This is a genomic window from Methanosarcinales archaeon, from assembly GCA_014859725.1.
Taxonomy (GTDB): Archaea; Halobacteriota; Methanosarcinia; order Methanosarcinales; family Methanocomedenaceae; genus Kmv04.
The window spans coordinates 1-21624 of record JACUTQ010000015.1; the positions used below are offsets into that span (position 1 = coordinate 1).

Genomic DNA, 21624 nt, shown 5'->3' on the forward strand with positions numbered 1-21624 from the left:
TATTGAGCCTTCATTTGTCAAATGAAATGGTTCACGATGTGTTGAGCCTTTCCAACTAATTGAATAAAAGGCATTCTTTACTCTGGAATAAACGTCCCAATTAGTTAGAATACTTTCCAAAAATAGATGAAAATAATAATAAAGTCATTTTATTCACATTTTATACCCAGATGTTTTATTTTATTGAAAACGGCCAGGTTAATGAGTAGAGGTGTAAGACTTTCCAGCATAGATGAAGCTTCAAGAGGACCGGCGATCAATGGCCTTAATTTTGGGATTTCTCTTACCAGATCGCACACTACCTGATTGGCATGTTCATCATCACCACAGATAAATACATCCATATTTAATTTCTTCCTGATCTTGCAGAGCTTTTTCGCAGATACACTATGGAAAGCAGAAACGAGTTTTACACTTTCCGGCACTGCACTTTTTATCTCCATTGCAGCTGAACCTGCAACAGGCTGGTCATATTTGAAATAACCATCTTTTTTCATTGGAACCACAATAGAAACAACGATCTGATCCTTAAGATCAGACTGCACCGACTCAATTGTAGATATCACATGTTCGTACGGCACTGATAATACAACAACATCTGCCTGCCCCACTGCATCCGGGTTGATACAACCTTTGATATTGCATGTCATGTCTATTTCTTTAAGGACATTAGTACATTCATTTGCCGCATATTCTGCTTTTTCGCATTTCCTGGAGCCAATAATAATATCATGGTTCTGAGCCCACCTCATAGCAAGTCCTTGTCCAATACTGCCAGTTCCACCAATAATTGCAATTCTCATGAGATCACTACTTCAGAGTATAAATCGATGATATAAATTGTTTATGCATTCGACTGACTATTCTGAACAAACGATATGCAATCACTGAATAAATGTATTCTACCTGGTAATTGTAATATCTTTCTTTGTCCTGAGTTTCAGTAGGAAGATGTTTGAGATATTATTTTTGTTTTCTTAAACCCCTCATAGCTTCTTTATGAAGCGACACGATCAGATCCCCCATCATGGCAAAGATGAACATTTGTATTCCAATTATTATGATAAGTGTTGTAAATATTGCCAACAATTGATGAGTTATCCCCATCATCCATTCATTTAATACATATATCCCGGCAACAAAACCAATAAGTATTGTAATCCCGCCGATCACACTAAAATAAAATAAAGGGTTATTAATTCTGGCCATATTAAATATCGTCCTCATTATCCTGAATCCATCTCTAACAGGATTTAATTTTGTATCACCTTCACCATGCCTTGGCAGATATGTGATGGGAACCACCTTGATATCAATTTCGTTTCTTACACATTCCACGGTCATCTCTGTTTCGATCTCAAATCCTTTCTGGGTCAAAGCCATTTTTTGGATTGTATCTTTGGTAAACCCCCTATAACCTGAAAGAATATCATCGAGCCATTCCCCATATGCGAACCCGAAAAGTTTGTTCAAAATCTTGTTTCCAATTGAATTCAGCCTGGTAAATGCACCTTTACCAGGGTTGGCGAAACGATTGCCGATCACGTGGCCGGCACCTTTTTCCAGTGCATCTGAAAGAAGATGAACTTCTGAAGGCAAGTATGTACCATCGCCGTCTATCATAATTACATATTCACTTTCAATAAGATCAAAGGCCTGGATGACAGCCTGTCCTTTTCCCTTACCGGTCTGCATCACTACACTAACTCCTCTCTCCCTCGCGATCTTGGCAGTTCCGTCCTTACTGTGACCGTCAATGACAAAGATATTAGAAAATCCCAAAGACCTGAACTCATCAATAATCTGACCTATGGTCCGGGATTCGTTAAGGGTGGGTATAAAGATGCAAAAATCTTCGGGTCGAATTTTCATATCAGTTGGAATCTTTTTGTTGAGTTATGATTAATTATTTGGTAATTACCTTGCAACCGTCCTCTTCGACCATGATAGTATGTTCAGCCTGGGATACCAGCGTCCCATTTGCTTCTTTCAGGATCGGATATGCTGATATATTTCCATTCTTTTCCAGTTGAAGCAGTGCAAAATCCAGGTGTTTGGAATTGATCCAGCGCTTGGCAAAAGGAAGGGTCTTGAATTGCCCGATCTCTTTTAATACTGCCCTGGCAGCGGGTGCCCTGATTGGTTTGGTGTTTAACAGGTGATATATCTCGGCATTACTACCTTCACTGATATAACCCCTACCGTTTGTAGCAAAGGGTTCTATCGCCACTATCTGGCCCACTTCAAGAGTAACGCCTCCTTCAATGGGTATATTGGGAATAGTAGGTGGAACATGCTGCATATACTGGGCCAGCCCGTGTCCTGTCAGATTGGACACAGGTTTATACCCGAACTCAGTAATGGTAGCATGGATAACATTGCCGATCTCTGCCGTATTGATACCACCATGGATAATTTTTATGGCGGCTTCAAGGGCAGCTTCGGCAGCTTCGGCCAGGTCGGGATGTCCTGACAGGTCAACTGTAATTGCAGTATCTGCGATGTATCCGTCGATATGTACACCAATATCCAGCTTGACCATATCCTCGCCAAATACCGCTGTGTCATCCTTTTTCGGAGTTGAATGGGCAGCCTCCTCGTTATTTGAGATGTTTATTGGAAAAGCGGGATTGCCTCCCATTTCACGAATCAGGTTCTCTGAAAATTGTGCGACTTCAAGCAGGGATGCTCCTACCTGGACTTGTTTTGCAGTCTCTTCCCTGACTTTGGCCAGGATATTCCCGGCTTTTTCATACTTTCCGATGATCTTATCTATTTCTTCCAACATCTCGCTTTCATCCATAATTATCACCATAAATCAAAATTATACCTGTAAATTCTTATCAAATATAGTTAAATTCTTGCATCCACTGGCAGTAACTAATACCATATCCTCTATCCTGACCCCACCCACGTCTTTATAATAAAGACCCGGTTCCACAGTAACCACATTTCCCTCTTCCATGATATCTTCCTGCAGACCCAAACCCGGTTTTTCATGTATATCAAGTCCCACACTGTGTCCCGTGGAATGGATGAATCCTTCCTCATCGCCTGCATCAAATCCCGCATCGTTAAAACTATCACACACTACCTGGTGTACTTCATTACCCATAATCCCGGGTCTAATCATATTAATGGCCATTTCCTGGACCGCCAGGACGGCTTCGTGCATCTCCTGGATCTTTCGCCCGGGTTCTCCCCTTACCACAGTACGGCTCATATCACAATAGTACCTGTGGAACGTATGGCGCGGGAATACGTCCAGTACAATGGGCTGATTGGCTTTTAATACACCACTTCCCCGCCAGTGGGGATCAGCACTCCCAGGCCCGCAGGCTACGATAGTATGATCAGCTTCACATCCATTGTCAATTAAGTAGTGGTGAATAATCGCCCTGATATCCTCAGCAGTGAGTGGCTTACCATCTTTTATCAGTTCATCATCCTGGATACGGGCTTTGCCAATGACATCCAATGCTTCAGCAACGGCCTGTTCACATGCACGTTGAGCGGTTGAGATAGCATGGATCTCATCTGATGTCTTTTTCTCCCTTAATTTAGTAATAGGACTTCTAATGCAGTTAAGGTGAATGGCTTCGCTACTCAGGCATTGTGCATAGAACAATGGGAAATTTCTGGGGACTGCAATGCTATTGCATCCCTCTTCCTTAATAAGGCCAGCCAGCATCATACAGTATGCTTTTCCGCCCTCTTGATATTCTATTAATTTTTCCTTAAGCTTGTAATCGGAAGTTGAGCGGATGTCCTTTACACGGGATTCCTTTTCAGCCCGGCTCTTCTCCATGCCTGAGACCAGCAGTATTTCTTTACCTGTATTCAGGTACGTAAAAGCATCACCTGCTAAAAAACCGGTGGCATAGTACATGTCTGCACTGCAGATACTATCCGAGTGCGTCAGGAAGGCATCCACTTCATTCTGTATCAGGAAATCTTTAAGTTCCATTATATCCACTACTTCTGGTTTAATACTCCTCTTGCAGCTAATACGCCAGTAGCAGAGGAATTGACAATATCTCTTGACAATCCGGCACCATCCCCGGCCGCATAGAGATCGGTAATACTTGTCATCATATTATGGTCCACATCAAGGCGCATGGAGTAGAATTTGATCTCCGGAGCATATAACAATATGGAATCTGAAGCAACCCCGGGTATGATCTCGTTCAATACTTCCAGACCTTCGATGATATCCATCACGATACGGTGGGGCATTGCCATAGAAATGTCTCCGGGTGTAACATCTTTTAAGGTATTAACAACCGGGTTTCGCAGTATCCTCTCAGAGGTTGAGCGCCGTCCCCTGCGCAGGTCACCCATGCGCTGTATCAAAGGTTTCCCTCCACCAATGGTGGTGGCAAGTTTGGCTACCGAACGGCCGTACCTTGTAGTATTCTCGATAGGATGGGTTAGTTCCACCCTTACCAGGAAAGCAAAGTTGGTGTTCTCAGATTCTACATCCTTCATGGAGTGACCATTGGTAGCTATGAAACCATCGTACTCTTCCTTTACCACGAACCCGTGATGATTGGTACAAAAGGTCCTGACGAAATCATCGTATTTTCGTGAAAAGATATGGAACTTGGGGTCCCTGTTGATCTTTGTTACAGGTTCCATTATAATAGCAGGCACTTCCACCCTGACGCCGATATCGATGCCTGCGTATCTGGCCTTGATATTATGCTGTTTTACTAATTCATCCACCCAGCTGGCGCCAATGCGACCAGGAGCCAGTATGGTGGATCTGGCCTCGATGATGCTGCCGTCTTGTAAAGTAACACCTGCACAGCGGCCGGACTTGATAACCAGATCAGTGACAGCAGTCTCAAGCATGAACTCGATACCTGAATTTTCAAGATCGTGCTGGAATTTTTCGATCAACTGGGGTGTCCTGTCAGATCCGATATGCCGCTGGGGTATGTCAAGAAATCTGGCGCCAGCCGATGCTGCACTACGTTTTAATGCTTCAATTTCGGCAGCCTTTGGCCGGTTTAATTTATCAGGGGCACCATATTTCAGGAAAACCTGGTCAATATAATTTACTAGTGACCATGCATCATCGGGAGATCTTGTGAACTGGCTGAGGTCCCCCCCTATGTCGGGGCGAAGATTGAGCGTACCGTCACTGTATGTACCGGCTCCGCCCACACCGCTCATGATGTCACATGGTTCGCAGTGGGTACACCTGCTGACCATATCCATCTTGCATTTGCGTTTAGAAATATCCCGGCCCTGCTCAATAACAATAATTGAAAGACCCTTATCAGCCAGTTCGTGGGCCGCGAACATACCGGCAGGGCCTGCTCCTATAATAATTACGTCATAAACATCATTCACGACAGTACCTCTTCAAGCCTGCCATACTTGGCTGCCTTCTTGATCTCCCTGGCAATCCTGCGGCCTGTGGAAAAGTCAGGACCTATCATGTCAGAGTACGGTGACCCTGAGATGTATAGATTGGTACCTGCTACGATCCGGGCAGATATCTCGAATATCCTGAACTCCAGTTTATCAGTGCATACGGTCTCCAGGCAGAAAGGTCCGATCATGCCGCCGAACAGGTCAAGGGAACTCTCAACCACCTGTTCGCCCAGTTCAAAGATCTTGGGCAGCAGCGATTCCCTTGCCACCAGGGGCATGTTGCCTGTGACCACAAAGGAAGGGTAGACCCCTGCACCCTCTAATTCCCGCGGTGATCCCAGCCTGAAGATCTCGTCGGCATTGGATTCCACCCTGTGGTCCATGCTCATCAGCTCCAGGGTGCCTTTGCTCAATGTGTAGCCGTCTTTTTTTATGGGTGAGTAGAAATAATGTAGATAGTACCTTGTCCCCACTATAAATTCCTGGATAGTGAAGGGCTGGGATTCATCCAGTCGCTGGTAGAACTCGGCCTTGTTCTTGGCAACGAAGAAGCCGCGGCCTCCCTTTGCACCGTGATACTTCACCATTACCGGGGAGTTGATATCCTTTGGATCATCGATCTTGCGCGGCATGGTGATGCCGGCTCCTTCCAGCCACTGGCGTTCCTTATTGCGGTCCGATTCCCATTCCAGTACCCTGCGGTTGCCGAAGGTGGGTAGTTCCAGTTTCATGAAGTTGTCGTGGCCCATATATTCAACAAAAGATCCGGTTGGGATGACTATAACATTTTTTTTAGCAAGTTCCGGTGCTTTATTCAGGATGTCTGCATAATTTTCCACAACCATGTATTCATCTGGTTTGGCCAGCGGAAAAGCATCATAGAATTTGGGAGGCTTTCCCAGGCAGATGCCCAATGTCCTGAACCCCTCTTTTCGGGCTCCATTAAAAATCTGGAGACTGGTGTGACTGGTAACTGTGGCAATGGTGAGGTTATCCAGATCGTAACCTGAGAGGATATCTGAAATTCTGTCAATAACCATGATTGAGATCTTATTTTGTGCCATTGATCATAATTGTTTGAGGAAGTATTTAAGAATGGGGGATTTGGCTCCCCGGTTTTGCCATCAACGGCGGCATGGTCTCTATAATGAAGAAGAACATTTCACCCGTCAAACAGACGACATTATCAAATGTGGTTCAATATTATAAGCATCATCAATAAAATTTTTTAAATAACCGACAAATATATATATGGCAATGACTAATCAATAAGATGGAGAAGATAGAAATTATTATTCGATTTGGGAGTTTTCCACTCTTCAAAAGATGTTCAAAATAATTCATGAGCGGGTTGGGGAGTGGGGGTTAGTTTATAAAAGATGTTATACCCGCTCAAATAAAGATTATTTTTATAGGTTATTAAGTTAACGTTGTTTTATTTCGAAATTATTTATTAAGATTCGATTTGTCAGTCTTGGCAGAGTAAGTATTAGCCCTGAACCTATCCCTTTGCCTAAGTGGTTAAACTTTCTTTCTTAACACTGGTAGCCCTTGCACACTAATCCAATCGTATTCCACACCATCCTACAAGTTGACCTCACGTTTTCTATTTCCTAACCAGGGTATTGGTACATTTCTACCAGTTTCATCAAGCTTTTGCATTATCTTCATAACGGCATTTTTATGTCTATCCTTATAGTTGCCTTAGAACGTAAATGGCAATTTCGAGAATCCAGAAATCACATCAATGTCAAATATAATATGGATATTACAAGAGGTACAAGGATTTAGAAATATTTTTATATCTTAGTTTTTATTTTTGATTAAAATTAACGGAGGTTTGATTTTGAAATTAAGTAATATTGAAATGTTTGTACTTTTAGGAATAATCATTGCAGGCGCTGTTTTAATTAGCGGTTGCACAGATGAATTAGAGGAGACACATGTGGAGACATCTGAAGATGATGCACACACAGAGGAAGTAGCTGAACATCACTGGGGCTATGAAGGTGAAGGTGGGCCTGAACATTGGGCCGAACTGGGATACCCTGATTGCTCAGGCAATAATCAATCACCAATAAATATACCTGCAGGAACTTCAGTCCACACCGCTGATATCTCATTTAACTACGAGCCAACGGCACTGAATATTGTGAATAACGGGCATTCCATCCAAGTGGATTATGATGAGGGCAGCTCCATAGAGGTTGAAAACAATACCTACCAATTGCTGCAGTTACATTTCCACTCGCTTAGTGAAAATACCATAAATGGCAATTACTCTGATATGGAGATGCATTTAGTTCACCAGAGCGATGAAGGTGAATATGCAGTGATAGGCGTAATGATGGAGAATGGTAGTGAAAACAGCGCATATACACTAATTTGGGAGAACATGCCAGCAGAAGTGGGTGAAGTGGAAACCATAAGTGGTGTGAATATTGATGCAGATGATCTGCTTCCTGAAGAGCTAACATATTATAGATTTGATGGGTCGTTCACTACTCCACCTTGCACTGAAGGTGTTAATTGGTACTTGATGGATACTCCTGTGGAGCTCTCCAGTGAACAGATAGATGCTTTCAAAGAAATCTACTCAAATAATTACAGACCAGTTCAACCTCTTAACGATCGTGAATTTTACTAAAAATAGTAAAATTAAGATTTTAACGAGGACATAATGATGGGGACTGGCTGTCCCCTACTTTTTTTTATGGATTTAGGATGTTATGATCTTTCAATCACAACCATAAGATCGCCCACTTCCACCACGTCCACAGCATGACCTCCAGACAGTATCTCCCGCTCAAAGGCCACAGCATCCGGTTCCAATGTTATGGTCTCATCTTTAATTTCCAGTTGAATTGACCCATTTGCCACCTGTGCTGCAATAACTTGAGGATCTGCCGATTTAAGCGCGCCGATAATTGCACCTGCTTTATTCTTGAATTTCGGACCTATGACACTCATATTAGGCTTAATTCCGCTGACTATGTGTTCAAACTCAGGATCCCCCTCATGAACCTCTATCTCAGCGTTGATCGTACCAGCTATATCAGCCACGTCCAGAATTCTGCCGTACATCCTGATCTTCCCTAACGGAGCATTAAGGGCCATCCCTGCATCAGACTTAAACCGCCTGATTGCAGCAGTGATCTCTGTCACATGCCCGCCTCTGGATTCTGCTGCTGCATCAATGGACAACTCATCCACTTCAGGCCATGGGGATTGGTGTATGCTTTCTTCATGCAGTAGTGAATATACCTCTTCTGCAAAATAAGGAATAAATGGAGCCAGCATCCGTGCCAGTGCATCCACTGTGAGATATAATGTCTGCTGAGCGGCTTTTTTAGCTTCAACATCATCACCATACAGCCTTGACTTCACAAGCTCGATATAGTTATCTGCCACTGTTTCCCAGGCAAAACCCCTGACGCTTTTCAGGGTCTCGTCGAACTGGTAAGCGTCCATACTGGCCGTGGTGTGCTTGATAAGTGTGTTCAGTTTGCTGAGCAGCCAGCGATCTATTGTCCTGTACTCTACATCACCTGGCTGGTAACCTTCCAGATGCGGCATGCAGAACCTGACAATGCTCCATAGTTTTTGCTGGAACCTGTGACCTGCCACCACGTCCTTCCAGCTGAACATGATATCTGAACCCGTGGAGCCACCAATGGCAGCCCACTGCCTGAAGGCGTCGGAACCGTATTGTTCCACTACTGCTTCGGGCATTACGATATTGCCCAGGCTCTTGCTCATCTTATGGCCGTCCTCCCCCAGCACCATACCGTTGATCACGATATCGTCCCAGGGCCGCAGGTCTGTCAATGCACTGGCGCGCAGGATGGTATAGAAAGCCCAGGTCCTGATAATATCATGACCCTGGGGGCGCAATTGGGTAGGCAGTCTGGCATCGTCCCTGGACAGCCAGCCAGCCACATTAAGGGCAGATATGGACGAGTCCATCCAGGTGTCCAGCACGTCCTCTTCTGGCAAGAAGGAGGTGGAACCACACATGCAGGGTTCTGGGGGTTGGGACGTATTAGGGTCGAAAGGCAGCCACTCCTCTTTGGCGACAATGACCTCACCGCACTCATCACAGTACCACACAGGGATGGGCGTGGCAAAGACACGCTGCCTTGAAATGCACCAGTCCCATTCCATGGTCCCGGTCCAGTTCTTGAGCCTGATCTCCATATATGGGGGTACCCAGTTGATCTCTGATGATTTTGAAATGATATCGTCTGCATCGATCTTTATGAACCACTGCCTCTCTGAGAGTATCTCAATAGGGGTCTTGCAGCGCCAGCACAGTCCCACGTTCTGATCCAGCACTTCCTGTTCATATATGAGCCCTGCATCCTTCATGTCCTTTGTAATAGATTCTTTGCATTGGGCCAGGGTCATACCTTCATATTTCCCTGCTATGGCGGTCATATTACCCTGCTTGTCAATTGCCTTGCGTAAAGGCAAACCCAGTTCAACCCACCACCGCACGTCCTGCTTGTCGCCGAACGTACAGATCATGACTACACCGGTACCAAACTCAGGGTCCACTTCTTTGTCAGCCATGACTGTCACATTATGACCAAAGACGGGAACTTCAATCTCCTGGCCGACATATTGTTTATATCTGTCATCATCAGGATTGATCGCCACTGCCACGCAGGCAGCCAGCAATTCGGGCCTGGAGGTGGCAACGTCCAGCTTGTCGAAATGGAAATAATTCAGCGTGGTCTGCCTGGCTTCGTATTCCACCTCTGCAAAAGCGATGGCGGTCTCGCACCTGGGGCACCAGTTGTTGGGATGGTCCGAGCGGTATATCATGCCTTTATTGTACATCTGGACAAAGGAACGCTGGGTCTTGCCGTAGTATTCCGGCTTCATGGTGATGTATTCGTTGCTCCAGTCGATACTGAAGGCCAGTCGACGCATGGTTTGGCGCATCTTCTCGATATTGCCTACCGTGAGCTCCTCGCACAGCCGCCTGAACTCAGCCCTTGGTACCTGGTTCTTGGTGATGTTGTGGATCTCTTCCACCTTGACCTCGGTGGGGAGGCCGTGACAGTCCCAGCCTTCCGGGAACATTACGTTGAACCCGCGCATCCGCTTATACCTGGCAATGAAATCGATATAACACCAGTTCAGCGCATTGCCGATATGAAAATTGCCTGTAGGATAGGGCGGTGGGGTATCTATAATATATTGAGGTTTTTCAGAATCCCAGTCAAAATAGTTCATAGAATCGGACCAGCTGTTCATCCATTTAGGTTCGATATCCTGTGGATCATATTCCTTTGGCAGCTGTGTTGCAGACATATATTTTTGCCTCTTGATAATTGAAATTTGATTATTTATTAAGTTGAAACATGCAACAAAACACGCACAAGGTAAATATTATTATCGGTGTTGCAGCAGTTGACCGTGGATGTCTATTTCATGTTCCATGATCCTGGTGGATGAGATGGGTTGCCTGTCATAGGCAAGCACATATTCCACCCGTTCTACTTTTATGGGTTCTTTCCTCAATTCGGCGCGCCTGGCATTTATAAGGTTGCCGGTTGGTTCTGTTTCTGGTGAGACCACAAGGTATTCAAAGTCTTCCTCTATGGTAGGGCCAAAAGGATCTTCCAGACAAACGATTTTGGGGCTGGCTCCGAATTCTTCGAGCATGAACTGAACAAGTTTTTGTTTTCTGATCTCCCATTCTTCTACATAGCGGAGCCGCTTTCGTGCCATTTCATTGGAAGTTATGCCAATAATAAGCTCGCCGTTGGAACTTAACTGATGAGCTCTGGACAGTAGGGCTTTGTGCCCATCATGCAGGGGACTAAAGGTGCCTCCAATGGCGACGCGGGACATGAGGTGTGTTATTTGCATACTGAACAATAACAGTATTGATGTATTTTTATCATCAGGTTTTATACCTGGTATTTATTGGCATCGCAGAATCGTTTTTTAAAAAATAATTAAATAATAGTATATTAACAGATAAATATTTAAAATATGAGATTATTTTGAAAATTTAAACTAATATAAACGTTATAAAACGTTTTTCTAATATTTTCATTAAATAAAATCTGAAAAACGCTGATAATGCTTAAATAATAAAAAATAGATTATCTAATATCAGGAAAAGTACCAAGAAATGAGCGGGAAGGGGAGTGGGGAAAAACTTTACGCTTCCCGCAAAATACAAATTATTCTGTACTGTATATTTCGATTTTCTAATTATCGAACAGCCTGCACAAGTGCGGGTGGAGTAAGATCGAGACGGGCACCCAGGCAGAGTGAAGGAGAAAGGGAACGGCAGGATGAACAGTACTTACCAGTTATTTATCCAGTATGAATGAGAAGTCCAGGATCAGCGCAGGGATTATGGCAATAATTGGCAGGAACAAGGCCGCCAGATACAAATTGTTGTGACAGGACAATCCCTCTCCCTGCAATGTATAGAGACATACCGCTACCGATCAATTCAAAGTAAGGCCCACCAGCAATCACCCATCTAAGGATCCATCACCACTTAACACCCAAAGCCCGCTGGAATAATCCAAAAGCGCCTGCCAGCCCCCTCACCACAAGAGGGGGCAGCAGCAGAGCCAAAGAAGATGGGGGCTTGCTCAGTTAAATAACCTTATAAATAGATTTCTGGTGGCTCCGGCATCTTCATAATTTACACCTCAAAAAAAGACTTACAGCCCTGCCCTTTCAACAATTACATCGGCTATGTCCTTAGCATTGTTAAAAGGAAAGTCGCTGGCTTTCAACAGTTTTCCTGCTTCACCTGCAGTCACTTCAAGATCACCTGCTTTGCAAGTGGTATTTGCACCGTCAGGGAACCCTGCAAGCAGGTCTTGCGGTGATTTTATGGGAAACTGTGCCCCTGCAAGTCCCATAACGATCTGACTATGTATTTCATCTCTGATGTTCATGGTTCAGTCTCCATCATTGCTTTTATTTCACCTGCTGTTTTTGAGATCGCACAATCGTTACTGTGGTTCTCACAATTGAAACAGGCACTTTTTACAGCTACCAATGATTCTCTAGCTTTTTCTTTTGTTAGACTCTTGTTTGAATATTTCCATACAGGCATTCATAACACCTCAATGTAATATAGAATGGTTATGAATATATATTTGAGCGTTACTGAAATGTACTAACTACAGTATTGTACTTAATTAACCTTCATAGTTATGATGGAAACCTTTTTACGGTCTTATTGTAAAATAGTAAATCATGGACAATGATGGATCCCAGCAGGAAATCCTTGAAATAAAACAAAAGCTACAGGAGATCCATACCGACATAAAACGGTTTATGGAAAATGCAAACCAGCAGCATCTGGAAATGGTTCTCGAAGGGTCACGACAGAACATTTCAAGTGCTGTTTTCGGGCAAGTAATAGGAGATATAGAGGATGACCTGGATTGCGGTATGATAAAAAAATGCGAGATGCGTGATACCTGTAAGGCAGATTTCAGTGCTTTTCTACAAAATAATGCTGGCCTGCTAAAGCACAATAGCATGCCGGAAGATGTCATTTTGGATAATGGTTCCCAATTAACTGAGATGAAAAATAATGCACCATATAAACAATGCAGCAAGTGTTTTTCAGAAGTTCAACATTTATTTGAAAAACAAGTCGGTCTGATGCGGTCTTTACAGATCTACAAATCTGAAGAAGGGGAGATTCATGAAATATCCCGGTTATCTGAAGAAAACATGGTAAAAGATGTAATTGAGCCCTTGTCCAATAAACAACGGCTGCAGATATTAAAAGCTGTGTCAACTGAAACCAGGACTTTTTCGACCCTTTCTGAACTCACCGGGCTTCGTGGAGGTAATTTGATGTTCCACCTGCAAAAATTAATGGACACCGGAATGATCTTGCAGCGCCATGAACGGGGTGATTATATGATAACCGAAAAAGGATATACTGTTCTAAAAGGTATCAATGATATCTTTTCCACTTTGAATTCTTGAGGAATTCCCCAATTATATTACACCGGACAATTACACTAAATTAAGCATCCATTCCCACTTCGATTCATGATAAATACTTTAATAATTATTATAATATATCTATATTTCTATTGATATAATGACGAATGTTTTGTTTTTTATTCAAAAAAAGTATGTATTGCAGGCCCAGGAGGTAAAACCGGAAAAAAAAAGCCGCCGGCGGGAATTGAACCCGCGACCTACTGATTACGAATCAGTCGCTCTGCCAGGCTAAGCCACGGCGGCGGTCAGAGATTCCATAAAAAGAATATCTGTTCTTATTTCCTGTATCGAATATTTACTTATCGTTGCCGAAATTTCTCTTCCGGTCTAAGTCATTTAGCATTCAATAAGAGAATTATTTCCACAATAATCACAATAATTATCATCCTGTATGACAGTACATTCCTCATCAAACCTAAAACATGATTTTGTGGTGCATTTGACTTTCCTTCCCATTTTTTCCTTCATTTGCTTTGCTGTTTGAAAACCACTATGCACAGAGCTATGAATTTCAGATTTCGTCAGCCTCAACCCCCCCGCTTCCACTGGAACCTTTACAGACTTGTGGTTCCGGACCCAATCCGTTATCATGAGTTTACTCTGTGTGCCCGAACACTCCCGGATCTCCTGATCCATCCATTCAGTTAAGTGTTGCCTGACCCCCATACCTCCCTTTTTTGCGAACCTGGAATCGCACAGCACCAGTACACCCTCTTCATCAGCAGCCCTGTGTACCCTGCCCAGTCCTTGCAGAGCCCTGTTCATGGCAGGGAGGGTATACGCAATGAACATTCCTTTCTGTTTGCCGTATTTGTTCTTATAATACTCATTTACTGTTTTCTGGATCTCTGTATATGCGGTGAGCGGCAATCCCACCACCATAGCACCCTTTAATGCTTCGCCCCTGTAGTCAATGCCTTCACTCATCTTGCCCCCGGCCACTGCCAGCAATACTCCAGGTTTTACTGCCCTTTTTTGGCCTGCCTGGAAAAATTGGGACAACACGGCAGGTACCTGCTGAGATTCCCTGGGTTCAAGAAAAATCTGCTTGCCTGCAGCCCTGGCAGCCAATGTAATAAAATCAAGATACTGATCAAGCAGACTGTATGATGTGAAATAGACTACTACGTTCCCTGGTACATTTGTAATAAACGAATCCAGATGATGTTCAATCTCGGCTACATTATCGGGTTCATTCCTCAAAGAACTCTGGGTGGTGGCGTCTTTAGCGGCAAGTATGAGCCTGTTCTCTGGTGGGAACTGATTTGGGAGACTCATGATAGTAGCCCTGCCGTTCTTTGAAAAATAATAAAGCTCATATGCATCCGGAGGTGAGAAAGTACCAGATATCATGATAGTGCTGTGGTGTGCATCCACCACGCTTTCGATCTGGAGGTTAGGGTCGATATTGCGTATCTCAAGATTGGTGGAAGTATATGTCTTGCTCCCAACTTTTCGCTCTTCAGTATATTTTACAGGGACGTAGGCTTCATCGTTCTTGGCAAAGTTCAGCATGAACATAAATTCGCCTACCTGCTGGAGATATATCTCCTGGGATTCTGATTCGGTCTCCTTTTGCCTGGCGATCACATCTGCCAGGTTCATGAGCTCGGCCACCATCCTGTCATCCTCCCTTAACAGGCTCTCGCCGAACACAAAATCAGCAAACATATGGGGATCGAACCATTCTTCTGATGAAGTCCCTTTCTCATTCATCTTTTCCATGAACCTGTATATCCTGGGCAGTATCTGTTCTGCTACTGCCAGGCTTTCTTTCAACCCGGCTTTATGGGCCTGTGCCCTGGAGGATTCAACCTCGCTTATGGCCCTCTTGACAATATACTGGGTAAGTGAATCGCTGTTCACGGCCCGTACTGAATCCCCCAGGTTATGCGCCTCGTCTATGAGCAGTATGGTCTTTTCAGGATCAATATCAAGCCAGTTATACATAGCTTCCCTGAAGGTATCATCAAAAACATGGTTGTAATTCAGGATAACCACATCAGCACCTTCTGCCGATACCGCCATCACTTCATACGGACACAGACTCCCGCAGTGAGATGCCAGTTCATCAGTTTGAATGATCTTATTTCCCATGGTGCGGGATGTTTGCTGCGCCAGCTTTGAACTTCTGAACCTTATCTCTCCATCAGCAAAATACGCTTCCTTGGACATTAGATAATAGGGACAGCAGGACCGTTCATCAGGCATTTCATCCATTACAGATTCCAGCAATTCATCATCCTTTGAAGGATCATAGACCGCATCACCTGATCTGCCTGACAGGCTCATAAACTCCCGCATTTTGGATTCCAACAATATCCGGGTCTTGATCTTCAGGATATCGCAGCCGAAATAGACATTATCCAGCTCATCCCGCAGCTGGCAGGTCTTGTCCTTACCTACCATATACGCAACACTGGGCCGTTTGTTTGTATGCTGCCTGATCTTTTGTATCTCATCCAGATAGATAGATACCTGACTCACAGTACGCAGTGCAACCACGATACGTTTATTACCCCGGGAAGCAAGCAGGGCAGAAAGGATACTGGTCTTCCCGCTCCCGGTGGGAGCATCCACCATCAGGACGCTGTGACCGCCCGTCCTGACAGCCTCAGCAGCAGCTTCAAGCATCTCCCTCTGGTGCGGCCTGTAATCCTGATAAGGGAACCAGCGGTCGATATCATCATCCAATTATCAGCACATCTCCACGAAATTTTCGAGCATTTTCAATCCCCAGTCCCCGCTTTTTTCAGGATGGAACTGGGTGCCCATCACATTGCCCTGCCTGTTGACCACTGCTGCAGCGAATTCCAGGTTGTAATCAGACGTGGCCAGGGTATATTCTGGAGCACAGTCTGCATAATAGGAATGGACAAAATAGACATATGTTTGCTGGGGCAGTCCCTTGAAGAACGCATGGTCGCTTTTGATTGTGAGCGAGTTCCAGCCCATGTGAGGTATCTTGCCCACTGATTCAGGGAACCTTACCACCTTTCCGGGCACCATGTCAAGCCCATAATTGACACCTCCTTCTTCAGATTGGCTCAACAGCATCTGCATACCCAGGCATATTCCCAGCAGCGGTTTTCCTGTGTTGACCAGTTCGATGAGGTCTGCTTTAAGAGGTTCAAGGTTTTTCATAGCATCCTGGAATGCTCCCACACCAGGCAGTACCACAGCATCGGCCTTTGACATGACAGCTGGGTCCGAGGATATGGTAACATCGGCTCCTGCATGTTCAATACCGCGGGTCACGCTCCTGAGGTTGCCCATTCCGTAGTCTATGATTACGATGTCTGTCATCTGGTACTAAGATGTATTGAGAATAGATAAATTTGAGGATTGTGGGAGAGGGCAGGGCAGCAGAGTGAGGATAGCGGGCGGCGGGTAGGAGCGTAACGGTTATGAGCTGGGTGTTATAGACAACAATTGCTTTTATTCATTTAGACAGGATTTACAGGATCGTCAGGATGGATTAGAATGGTTTAACCTGTAAATCCTACCTGAAAATTACTGAATCTGTATATTTTAACAGCTATGACGTAGCCCCCACTGCACTTCCCCCTCCCCGAGACAGTGGTCCTTCTCATCCGGTGGATATTCAAGGTGCAGCTTCTTCCTGTACTTATCGCTCAACAGCAGTCCGTCTATTCCATCTGGTATGATTTTTAGCTATTTGGAAATCTCAAAAATATCTGATCTGATATCTATATCCCTGCTCCACCAAAAAGAGTTGACGATTGGTCCCGAAAGTCTGTTCAGTGGTACCTTTTGATACAAGTGTGTAGAAATAAGAAGTGTGCTCTTTAGGTCGAAGAATGCGCCCCAATCGCTGTGCTTCCTCCTGACGCGAACCAAATGTACCTGAGATCTGGATCATGACACTGGCATCAGGCAGATCCACGGCAAAGTTTGCCACTTTGGATACAACAAGAATGTTGATGCGTCCCTGTCTGAATTCATCTTAAAGTTTCTCTCTCTCGTCATGCCTGGTCTTGCCTGTGATAATTGGTAGCCCTAATGATCTAGCAAGCTTTTCTATCTGCGAAATGTACTGGCCGATGATCAGGATGCTCTCACCTGCGTGGTTGTCCAACAGTTCACACACAAGCACTTTTTTGCGCTGGTTCTCTGCCGCGATGCGAAACTTAGCGCGTTGATTAGCATGAGCGTACCTGAGCTCTTCTTCAGCCGAAAGAGGAACGCGATACTCGGTACAGATAGCTTCTGCAATATAGCCGCGACTCTCAAGCGTCTTCCAGGGAACATCATATCGCTTGGGACCGATCAGTGCAAAGACATCATCCTCTTTCCCATCTTCGCGCACCAGTGTTGCAGTCAGCCCGAGTCGCCGTCTGGCTTGAATTGCTGTTGTTGCACGAAATACAGGAGCAGGGAGCATGTGTACTTCATCATATATAATGAGCCCCCAATTATGCTCGGTAAAGATGCTTAGGTTGTGCAACGGTTCGTCCTTAGTGCGACGAAGTGTCAACATCTGGTATGTAGTGATCGTGATTGGCTTGATCTCTTTGACACGGCCAGTAAACTCGCCAATGTCAGTTTCTTCGATGTAGGTCTTGGAGAGAAGTTCATCGCGCCATTGCCGGACCGAGACATTATTGGTGGCGATGATCAGAGTGTGGCTTGATATCTGAGTCATAGTCCCAAGTCCTATAATCGTTTTACCTGAACCGCAGGGAAGAACGATCACTCCACTGCCCCCCGTCTTCTGTCCTGCACAGTAAAACATATCTACGGCATCTTTTTGATAATCGCGCATCGCAAAAGAGTTACCCTCAAGGTCAATGCTGCGCAAAGAGAGTTCGAGCCGTTCTCCTTCCTGATATCCGCACAAATCCTTGACAGGGTAACCTGCCTTTATCAGTGCGTGCTTAAGATCGCCGCGTCTGAGCTGCGGTATGATAATCCTGGGAGACCGTCATTATCCACCCAGAACTGTTTCAATGACTCATTGTTGCGGATTCGTTCCAGAATACGGGAGTCTTTCACTTCAAGCTCCAAATAATCCTGTGCAGCTTTCTGTAATACCAACTTGCCATAGGTCTCATACCACTCCCCCATATCGACAATGACATTTGACGGAATGGAGTAACGCGAGAAATCTTCAAGACCATCTACGATCTCTTTAAACGGCACACCCAGTGCTGCCGCATTCCAGAGTGACAATGGTGTGACCCTGTAGGTATGGATAAACTCCGGCGATTTTACCAGCTCGGCAAAAAGAGCTGAAAAGTCCCGGCATTTTACGTACCCCGGGTGTCCAACCTCAAGCATCAACGTGCGATCGCTCTGGATGATGAGCGGCTTTTGTGAACTCATGCAATATCCTCGATTTTGATGGTGTAATCCTGTTTCAATGCCTTACTGACTTTCTTTACCTCTGGTTCGTATTGCCTGGCAAAGGAGAGTGTCAATTTGCTCCAATCCGCAGCAACCGGGCATCTGGCAGCTATAAGTCCTTTGCGGAATTCTTCCATCAATTCTTTTGCCGGAAAGTGAAATGTGATCCGGACTTCCCGCTTTATTGTTACAGGCTTCTTTGTTTTTGCTCTTGCTTTTGATTTTGAAACGCTTGAATCTCGTTTGGGAAAGACTGTGCGTGCACCATCCGGAAGAGACGTAAGTGCTGATGAACGATGTTTTATGTGAAGAGGAATCAATTCCTTCTGTTCAAGATGCGTGAACAACCTGTCAGGTGAGTGCACGATTCTCATCGTCGGTGATATACGTTCGATGGTGAATCGGTCGATGTCAGGCAGATCTTTGTCACCCTCGAGAAGCACAACATTCTCATACAAAGTAAACGCTTCTGAAGCCCCAACCCACTCTTCGAGTTCGATTTGAACATTCTGTGGCAGTTTCTGATGGCTTATGTTCTCTAAAAACTTGATCACATCAAGGTCTTCTCTTTCGCTTAATTGAGTTAGCACCTTATTTTTTCTAAGTTTCAAGATGCTTGTTCTATCCTTTGCTACGACATCTGCCAGTTTTGTCAATTGCGCAAGAATCCGCACCGGATATAATTCCGATTCCACATGCACCTCGAAATTCGGTTGAACGGTTATTCTGGGCTCTATGACATTACCGCTCATTACATGCGGGAACATATTATTAACTCTAAACGCCAGAAGCTGATTCATTTCTGGCAGGAGTCCCTTATATTCTGCCCTGGAATAGGCAACTTCGATATATCCTAACGTAAGAGGTAGCCCTTCAAGGAATCGTTCTACAAATCGACCTTCTACTCGTTCAAATGCATCAGGGTCACTCTCTGAGATCTGTGTATCCTTGCTCCATCTGTCCTTACCCTCATGAAAGTTGCCATAGCGACCGTCCTTTTCATCCCCTTTACATTTATACTCAGGCTTCTCAGGGATAAGAAAGAATGGATGATGCTCTTTCAGGTACTGGATCAATGAGGAGGTAGTGTACCAGACACCGGGTGTACAGGATTGCAGAATCTTAATAAGAAATCGCCTTGCTCTGGCAAAATCCAAACCAGGTATAACACCAGTCGCTGATCCCCAGCTCGAGAATCCAGAGAGCCTGCCCAGCACACTTCTAACATAAAACTCATTGTAACCATCAAGATAATTTTTTTCTAATATATCCAGAAGCTTCTTCTCCTGCTCTATAAGTGGTAGATCAATGAATTCTTCATATCTTTTGGTATCGACTTCAATGTAATTGTCAGGAAATGATGGTGCACTACTGGTGTATCCTGCGTATATCCCTTTAGTGTCATATTTTACGAACTTGAATAGAAGTGTTAGTTTATCGACATAATTTATCCAATTAGAAAATCCATATGATTCTACAAATTCTATTTCAGAAGAATCGCTCATAAGTTTTGCCAATCGTTTTATGTCAGGTCCGCTCAAATCATTACTCCGGTGCAACCGTTTCACATCGCGGTCCTGAACATATTCCATAAAAGCGTGCAGATCATGACGCAGATCATACTGGTTGGAAAAGACGCTCAATTCACCGATATTTGCGGGAGTCAGGGTTGATTCTGCTTTCATCATTTTGCCCTCGCCTTCTTAATCACATGCCCTGACGTCTCTACAATTTTTTGTATTACAGGAAGAAGGTCACTGGGAAATGCGAAATAATCATTTGGAAGCGATACAAGGTTTTGCGAATCAGGAAATGATTTTGCAATCTGCACCTTAAGGCCCAGATCTTTTACCTGTGCAATCATCAGGTCCTCATGAATTATCTGTTTACCCCATCTGTTTTCAGCCATCTCGATAGCAGTGCGAAAATCTGATGAATTCTCTCTGAGCCACCCTAAAATACTCTCATTGCGAACTGTCATAAGCGCATTCCCTATCTTGATAAGGCTGGTTGTCCCTCGCAGATTGAAATTATAAATATCCAAATTTACAACTGAAGTTAACACTTCCAGTGCAGCATAAGGGATGGTTATCAGATCCAAAGTTAGTGTACCGTTGGATTCGATCTGTAGATAATGCTCTGGCGAAGATGAAGTCGTATCTTTCAGGGAATCTTCAGGTAACCGGTAGTACGCTTTTCTATCTACCACAATTTTTGCCAGGCAACCCCACTCCCAGCCCGCCTCACATATCTGTTCGTAGGGGTAATCCGCCGCCTCTCCTGTAAAGATCTTAATCATCACTGCGAGACTATCTGTGGGTATCCATTCATGCTCTTTAAGTTGTGAGAGTGCATAAAGTGCAACTTCAATGGAATCCAGATCGTTACTATGCGTTTTGAGATCAGTTTTAACGGACGCACTCCATGAGGCTTGCTGCCATTTCAACAGGCGATTTACTTTAAACTTTTCATCTCCAATATATAGATCGCCATCTTTGATACCAAATGTGAAAGATATTTTATTTGATAAAGGAGATGGTTTTTGCTTTCCTCCGATAATCTCCAGTAGTTTATCACGCAGCACCCCTGCCTTGAGATCGCCAGCTTCTTTGAATTTCGAAGCTTTGACAACAGGTGGAAGAAAATCTCCAAATTCCATAGGGAAACAGAATCGTAAGCGTTCCAGCTTGGTAGAGCTGATATACGCACTCGCTTCCTGCTCTATGATCATGAGTATACCCTTTCGCAGGTCTTGCGCTACCGTATAGTCTCTCGAAGTACTCGATACTGACTTTTTTGTTTATCTTATTGAGTAAGTGAAGAAATACAACTTCCTCATAGGTTAATGAGTCTAGTGCTTCCTTTATG

Annotated in this window: 16 protein-coding genes, 1 tRNA gene and 1 pseudogene; 2 read left to right on the forward strand and 16 right to left on the reverse strand. The window is 44.4% G+C overall.

Annotated elements, in window-relative coordinates:
• Positions 1-149 precede the first annotated feature (149 nt).
• The 6 genes from npdG to IBX40_02490 form a co-directional block, all read right to left on the reverse strand.
• Complete coding sequence (gene npdG / locus IBX40_02465; protein MBE0523189.1) at positions 150-803, reverse strand: NADPH-dependent F420 reductase; 654 nt, start codon at positions 801-803, stop codon at positions 150-152.
• Between the two features lie 160 nt (positions 804-963).
• The gene (gene aglJ / locus IBX40_02470) at positions 964-1872 is read right to left on the reverse strand and encodes an S-layer glycoprotein N-glycosyltransferase AglJ (GenBank protein ID MBE0523190.1); all 909 of its coding nucleotides are present in this window, start codon (positions 1870-1872) and stop codon (positions 964-966) included.
• Between the two features lie 34 nt (positions 1873-1906).
• Positions 1907-2788: a type II methionyl aminopeptidase gene (locus IBX40_02475; protein MBE0523191.1), complete on the reverse strand. Its 882-nt coding sequence runs from the start codon at positions 2786-2788 to the stop codon at positions 1907-1909.
• A 36-nt stretch (positions 2789-2824) separates the two neighbouring features.
• Positions 2825-3967, reverse strand: coding sequence for an aminopeptidase P family protein (locus IBX40_02480; protein ID MBE0523192.1), 1143 nt, complete (start codon positions 3965-3967; stop codon positions 2825-2827).
• Between the two features lie 8 nt (positions 3968-3975).
• Positions 3976-5310: an NAD(P)/FAD-dependent oxidoreductase gene (locus tag IBX40_02485; GenBank protein MBE0523193.1), complete on the reverse strand. Its 1335-nt coding sequence runs from the start codon at positions 5308-5310 to the stop codon at positions 3976-3978.
• A 44-nt stretch (positions 5311-5354) separates the two neighbouring features.
• Positions 5355-6422, reverse strand: coding sequence for a formate--phosphoribosylaminoimidazolecarboxamide ligase (locus tag IBX40_02490; GenBank protein ID MBE0523194.1), 1068 nt, complete (start codon positions 6420-6422; stop codon positions 5355-5357).
• Positions 6423-7228: 806 nt separating this feature from the next.
• Here IBX40_02490 and IBX40_02495 point away from each other — a divergent pair.
• The gene (locus tag IBX40_02495) at positions 7229-8029 is read left to right on the forward strand and encodes a carbonic anhydrase family protein (protein MBE0523195.1); all 801 of its coding nucleotides are present in this window, start codon (positions 7229-7231) and stop codon (positions 8027-8029) included.
• A gap of 80 nt (positions 8030-8109) precedes the next feature.
• Here the strand turns inward: IBX40_02495 and IBX40_02500 are convergent, their stop codons facing one another.
• The 4 genes from IBX40_02500 to IBX40_02515 all read right to left on the reverse strand — a co-directional run bounded on the left by IBX40_02500 (position 8110) and on the right by IBX40_02515 (position 12478).
• Positions 8110-10701: a valine--tRNA ligase gene (locus tag IBX40_02500; protein MBE0523196.1), complete on the reverse strand. Its 2592-nt coding sequence runs from the start codon at positions 10699-10701 to the stop codon at positions 8110-8112.
• An 81-nt stretch (positions 10702-10782) separates the two neighbouring features.
• Positions 10783-11244, reverse strand: a complete 462-nt coding sequence (locus IBX40_02505; protein MBE0523197.1) for a pantetheine-phosphate adenylyltransferase — start codon at positions 11242-11244, stop codon at positions 10783-10785.
• Positions 11245-12077: 833 nt separating this feature from the next.
• The gene (locus tag IBX40_02510; protein ID MBE0523198.1) at positions 12078-12317 is read right to left on the reverse strand and encodes an MTH865 family protein; all 240 of its coding nucleotides are present in this window, start codon (positions 12315-12317) and stop codon (positions 12078-12080) included.
• Positions 12314-12478 (reverse strand): hypothetical protein, encoded by a 165-nt coding sequence (locus tag IBX40_02515; GenBank protein ID MBE0523199.1) that lies wholly within the window; start codon positions 12476-12478, stop codon positions 12314-12316. Before IBX40_02515 ends, IBX40_02510 begins: the two co-directional genes overlap by 4 nt.
• 143 nt (positions 12479-12621) lie before the next feature.
• On the opposite strand from IBX40_02515, the gene IBX40_02520 reads away from it, so the two are divergent.
• A complete protein-coding gene (locus IBX40_02520; GenBank protein ID MBE0523200.1) occupies positions 12622-13368 on the forward strand; it encodes a winged helix-turn-helix transcriptional regulator in 747 nt (248 codons plus the stop codon).
• A 190-nt stretch (positions 13369-13558) separates the two neighbouring features.
• On the opposite strand, the gene IBX40_02525 is transcribed toward IBX40_02520, so the two are convergent.
• From IBX40_02525 to IBX40_02550, 6 genes and pseudogenes are all read right to left on the reverse strand, one after another.
• Positions 13559-13632: transfer RNA gene (locus tag IBX40_02525), tRNA-Thr, on the reverse strand.
• 93 nt (positions 13633-13725) lie between these two features.
• Positions 13726-16083: an ATP-dependent DNA helicase gene (locus IBX40_02530; protein MBE0523201.1), complete on the reverse strand. Its 2358-nt coding sequence runs from the start codon at positions 16081-16083 to the stop codon at positions 13726-13728.
• A gap of 3 nt (positions 16084-16086) precedes the next feature.
• A complete protein-coding gene (gene hisH / locus IBX40_02535) occupies positions 16087-16695 on the reverse strand; it encodes an imidazole glycerol phosphate synthase subunit HisH (protein ID MBE0523202.1) in 609 nt (202 codons plus the stop codon).
• A gap of 382 nt (positions 16696-17077) precedes the next feature.
• Positions 17078-18735 (reverse strand): annotated as a pseudogene (locus IBX40_02540) (DEAD/DEAH box helicase).
• Positions 18732-20444, reverse strand: coding sequence for a hypothetical protein (locus tag IBX40_02545; GenBank protein MBE0523203.1), 1713 nt, complete (start codon positions 20442-20444; stop codon positions 18732-18734). The pseudogene IBX40_02540 and the gene IBX40_02545 overlap by 4 nt, the downstream one beginning before the upstream one ends.
• Positions 20441-21487 (reverse strand): hypothetical protein, encoded by a 1047-nt coding sequence (locus tag IBX40_02550; GenBank protein MBE0523204.1) that lies wholly within the window; start codon positions 21485-21487, stop codon positions 20441-20443. Before IBX40_02550 ends, IBX40_02545 begins: the two co-directional genes overlap by 4 nt.
• Positions 21488-21624 lie beyond the last annotated feature (137 nt).

Coding starts and splice junctions, on each gene's coding strand:
- IBX40_02490 (MBE0523194.1), bottom strand. CDS start 6,422: ATGGTTATTGACAGAATTTCAGATATCCTCTCAGGTTACGATCTGGAT.
- IBX40_02520 (MBE0523200.1), top strand. CDS start 12,622: ATGGACAATGATGGATCCCAGCAGGAAATCCTTGAAATAAAACAAAAG.
- IBX40_02485 (MBE0523193.1), bottom strand. CDS start 5,310: ATGTTCGCGGCCCACGAACTGGCTGATAAGGGTCTTTCAATTATTGTT.
- aglJ (MBE0523190.1), bottom strand. CDS start 1,872: ATGAAAATTCGACCCGAAGATTTTTGCATCTTTATACCCACCCTTAAC.
- hisH (MBE0523202.1), bottom strand. CDS start 16,695: ATGACAGACATCGTAATCATAGACTACGGAATGGGCAACCTCAGGAGC.
- IBX40_02550 (MBE0523204.1), bottom strand. CDS start 21,487: ATGATCATAGAGCAGGAAGCGAGTGCGTATATCAGCTCTACCAAGCTG.
- IBX40_02500 (MBE0523196.1), bottom strand. CDS start 10,701: ATGTCTGCAACACAGCTGCCAAAGGAATATGATCCACAGGATATCGAA.
- IBX40_02510 (MBE0523198.1), bottom strand. CDS start 12,317: ATGAACATCAGAGATGAAATACATAGTCAGATCGTTATGGGACTTGCA.
- npdG (MBE0523189.1), bottom strand. CDS start 803: ATGAGAATTGCAATTATTGGTGGAACTGGCAGTATTGGACAAGGACTT.
- IBX40_02480 (MBE0523192.1), bottom strand. CDS start 3,967: ATGGAACTTAAAGATTTCCTGATACAGAATGAAGTGGATGCCTTCCTG.
- IBX40_02505 (MBE0523197.1), bottom strand. CDS start 11,244: ATGTCCCGCGTCGCCATTGGAGGCACCTTTAGTCCCCTGCATGATGGG.
- IBX40_02515 (MBE0523199.1), bottom strand. CDS start 12,478: ATGCCTGTATGGAAATATTCAAACAAGAGTCTAACAAAAGAAAAAGCT.
- IBX40_02545 (MBE0523203.1), bottom strand. CDS start 20,444: ATGATGAAAGCAGAATCAACCCTGACTCCCGCAAATATCGGTGAATTG.
- IBX40_02475 (MBE0523191.1), bottom strand. CDS start 2,788: ATGTTGGAAGAAATAGATAAGATCATCGGAAAGTATGAAAAAGCCGGG.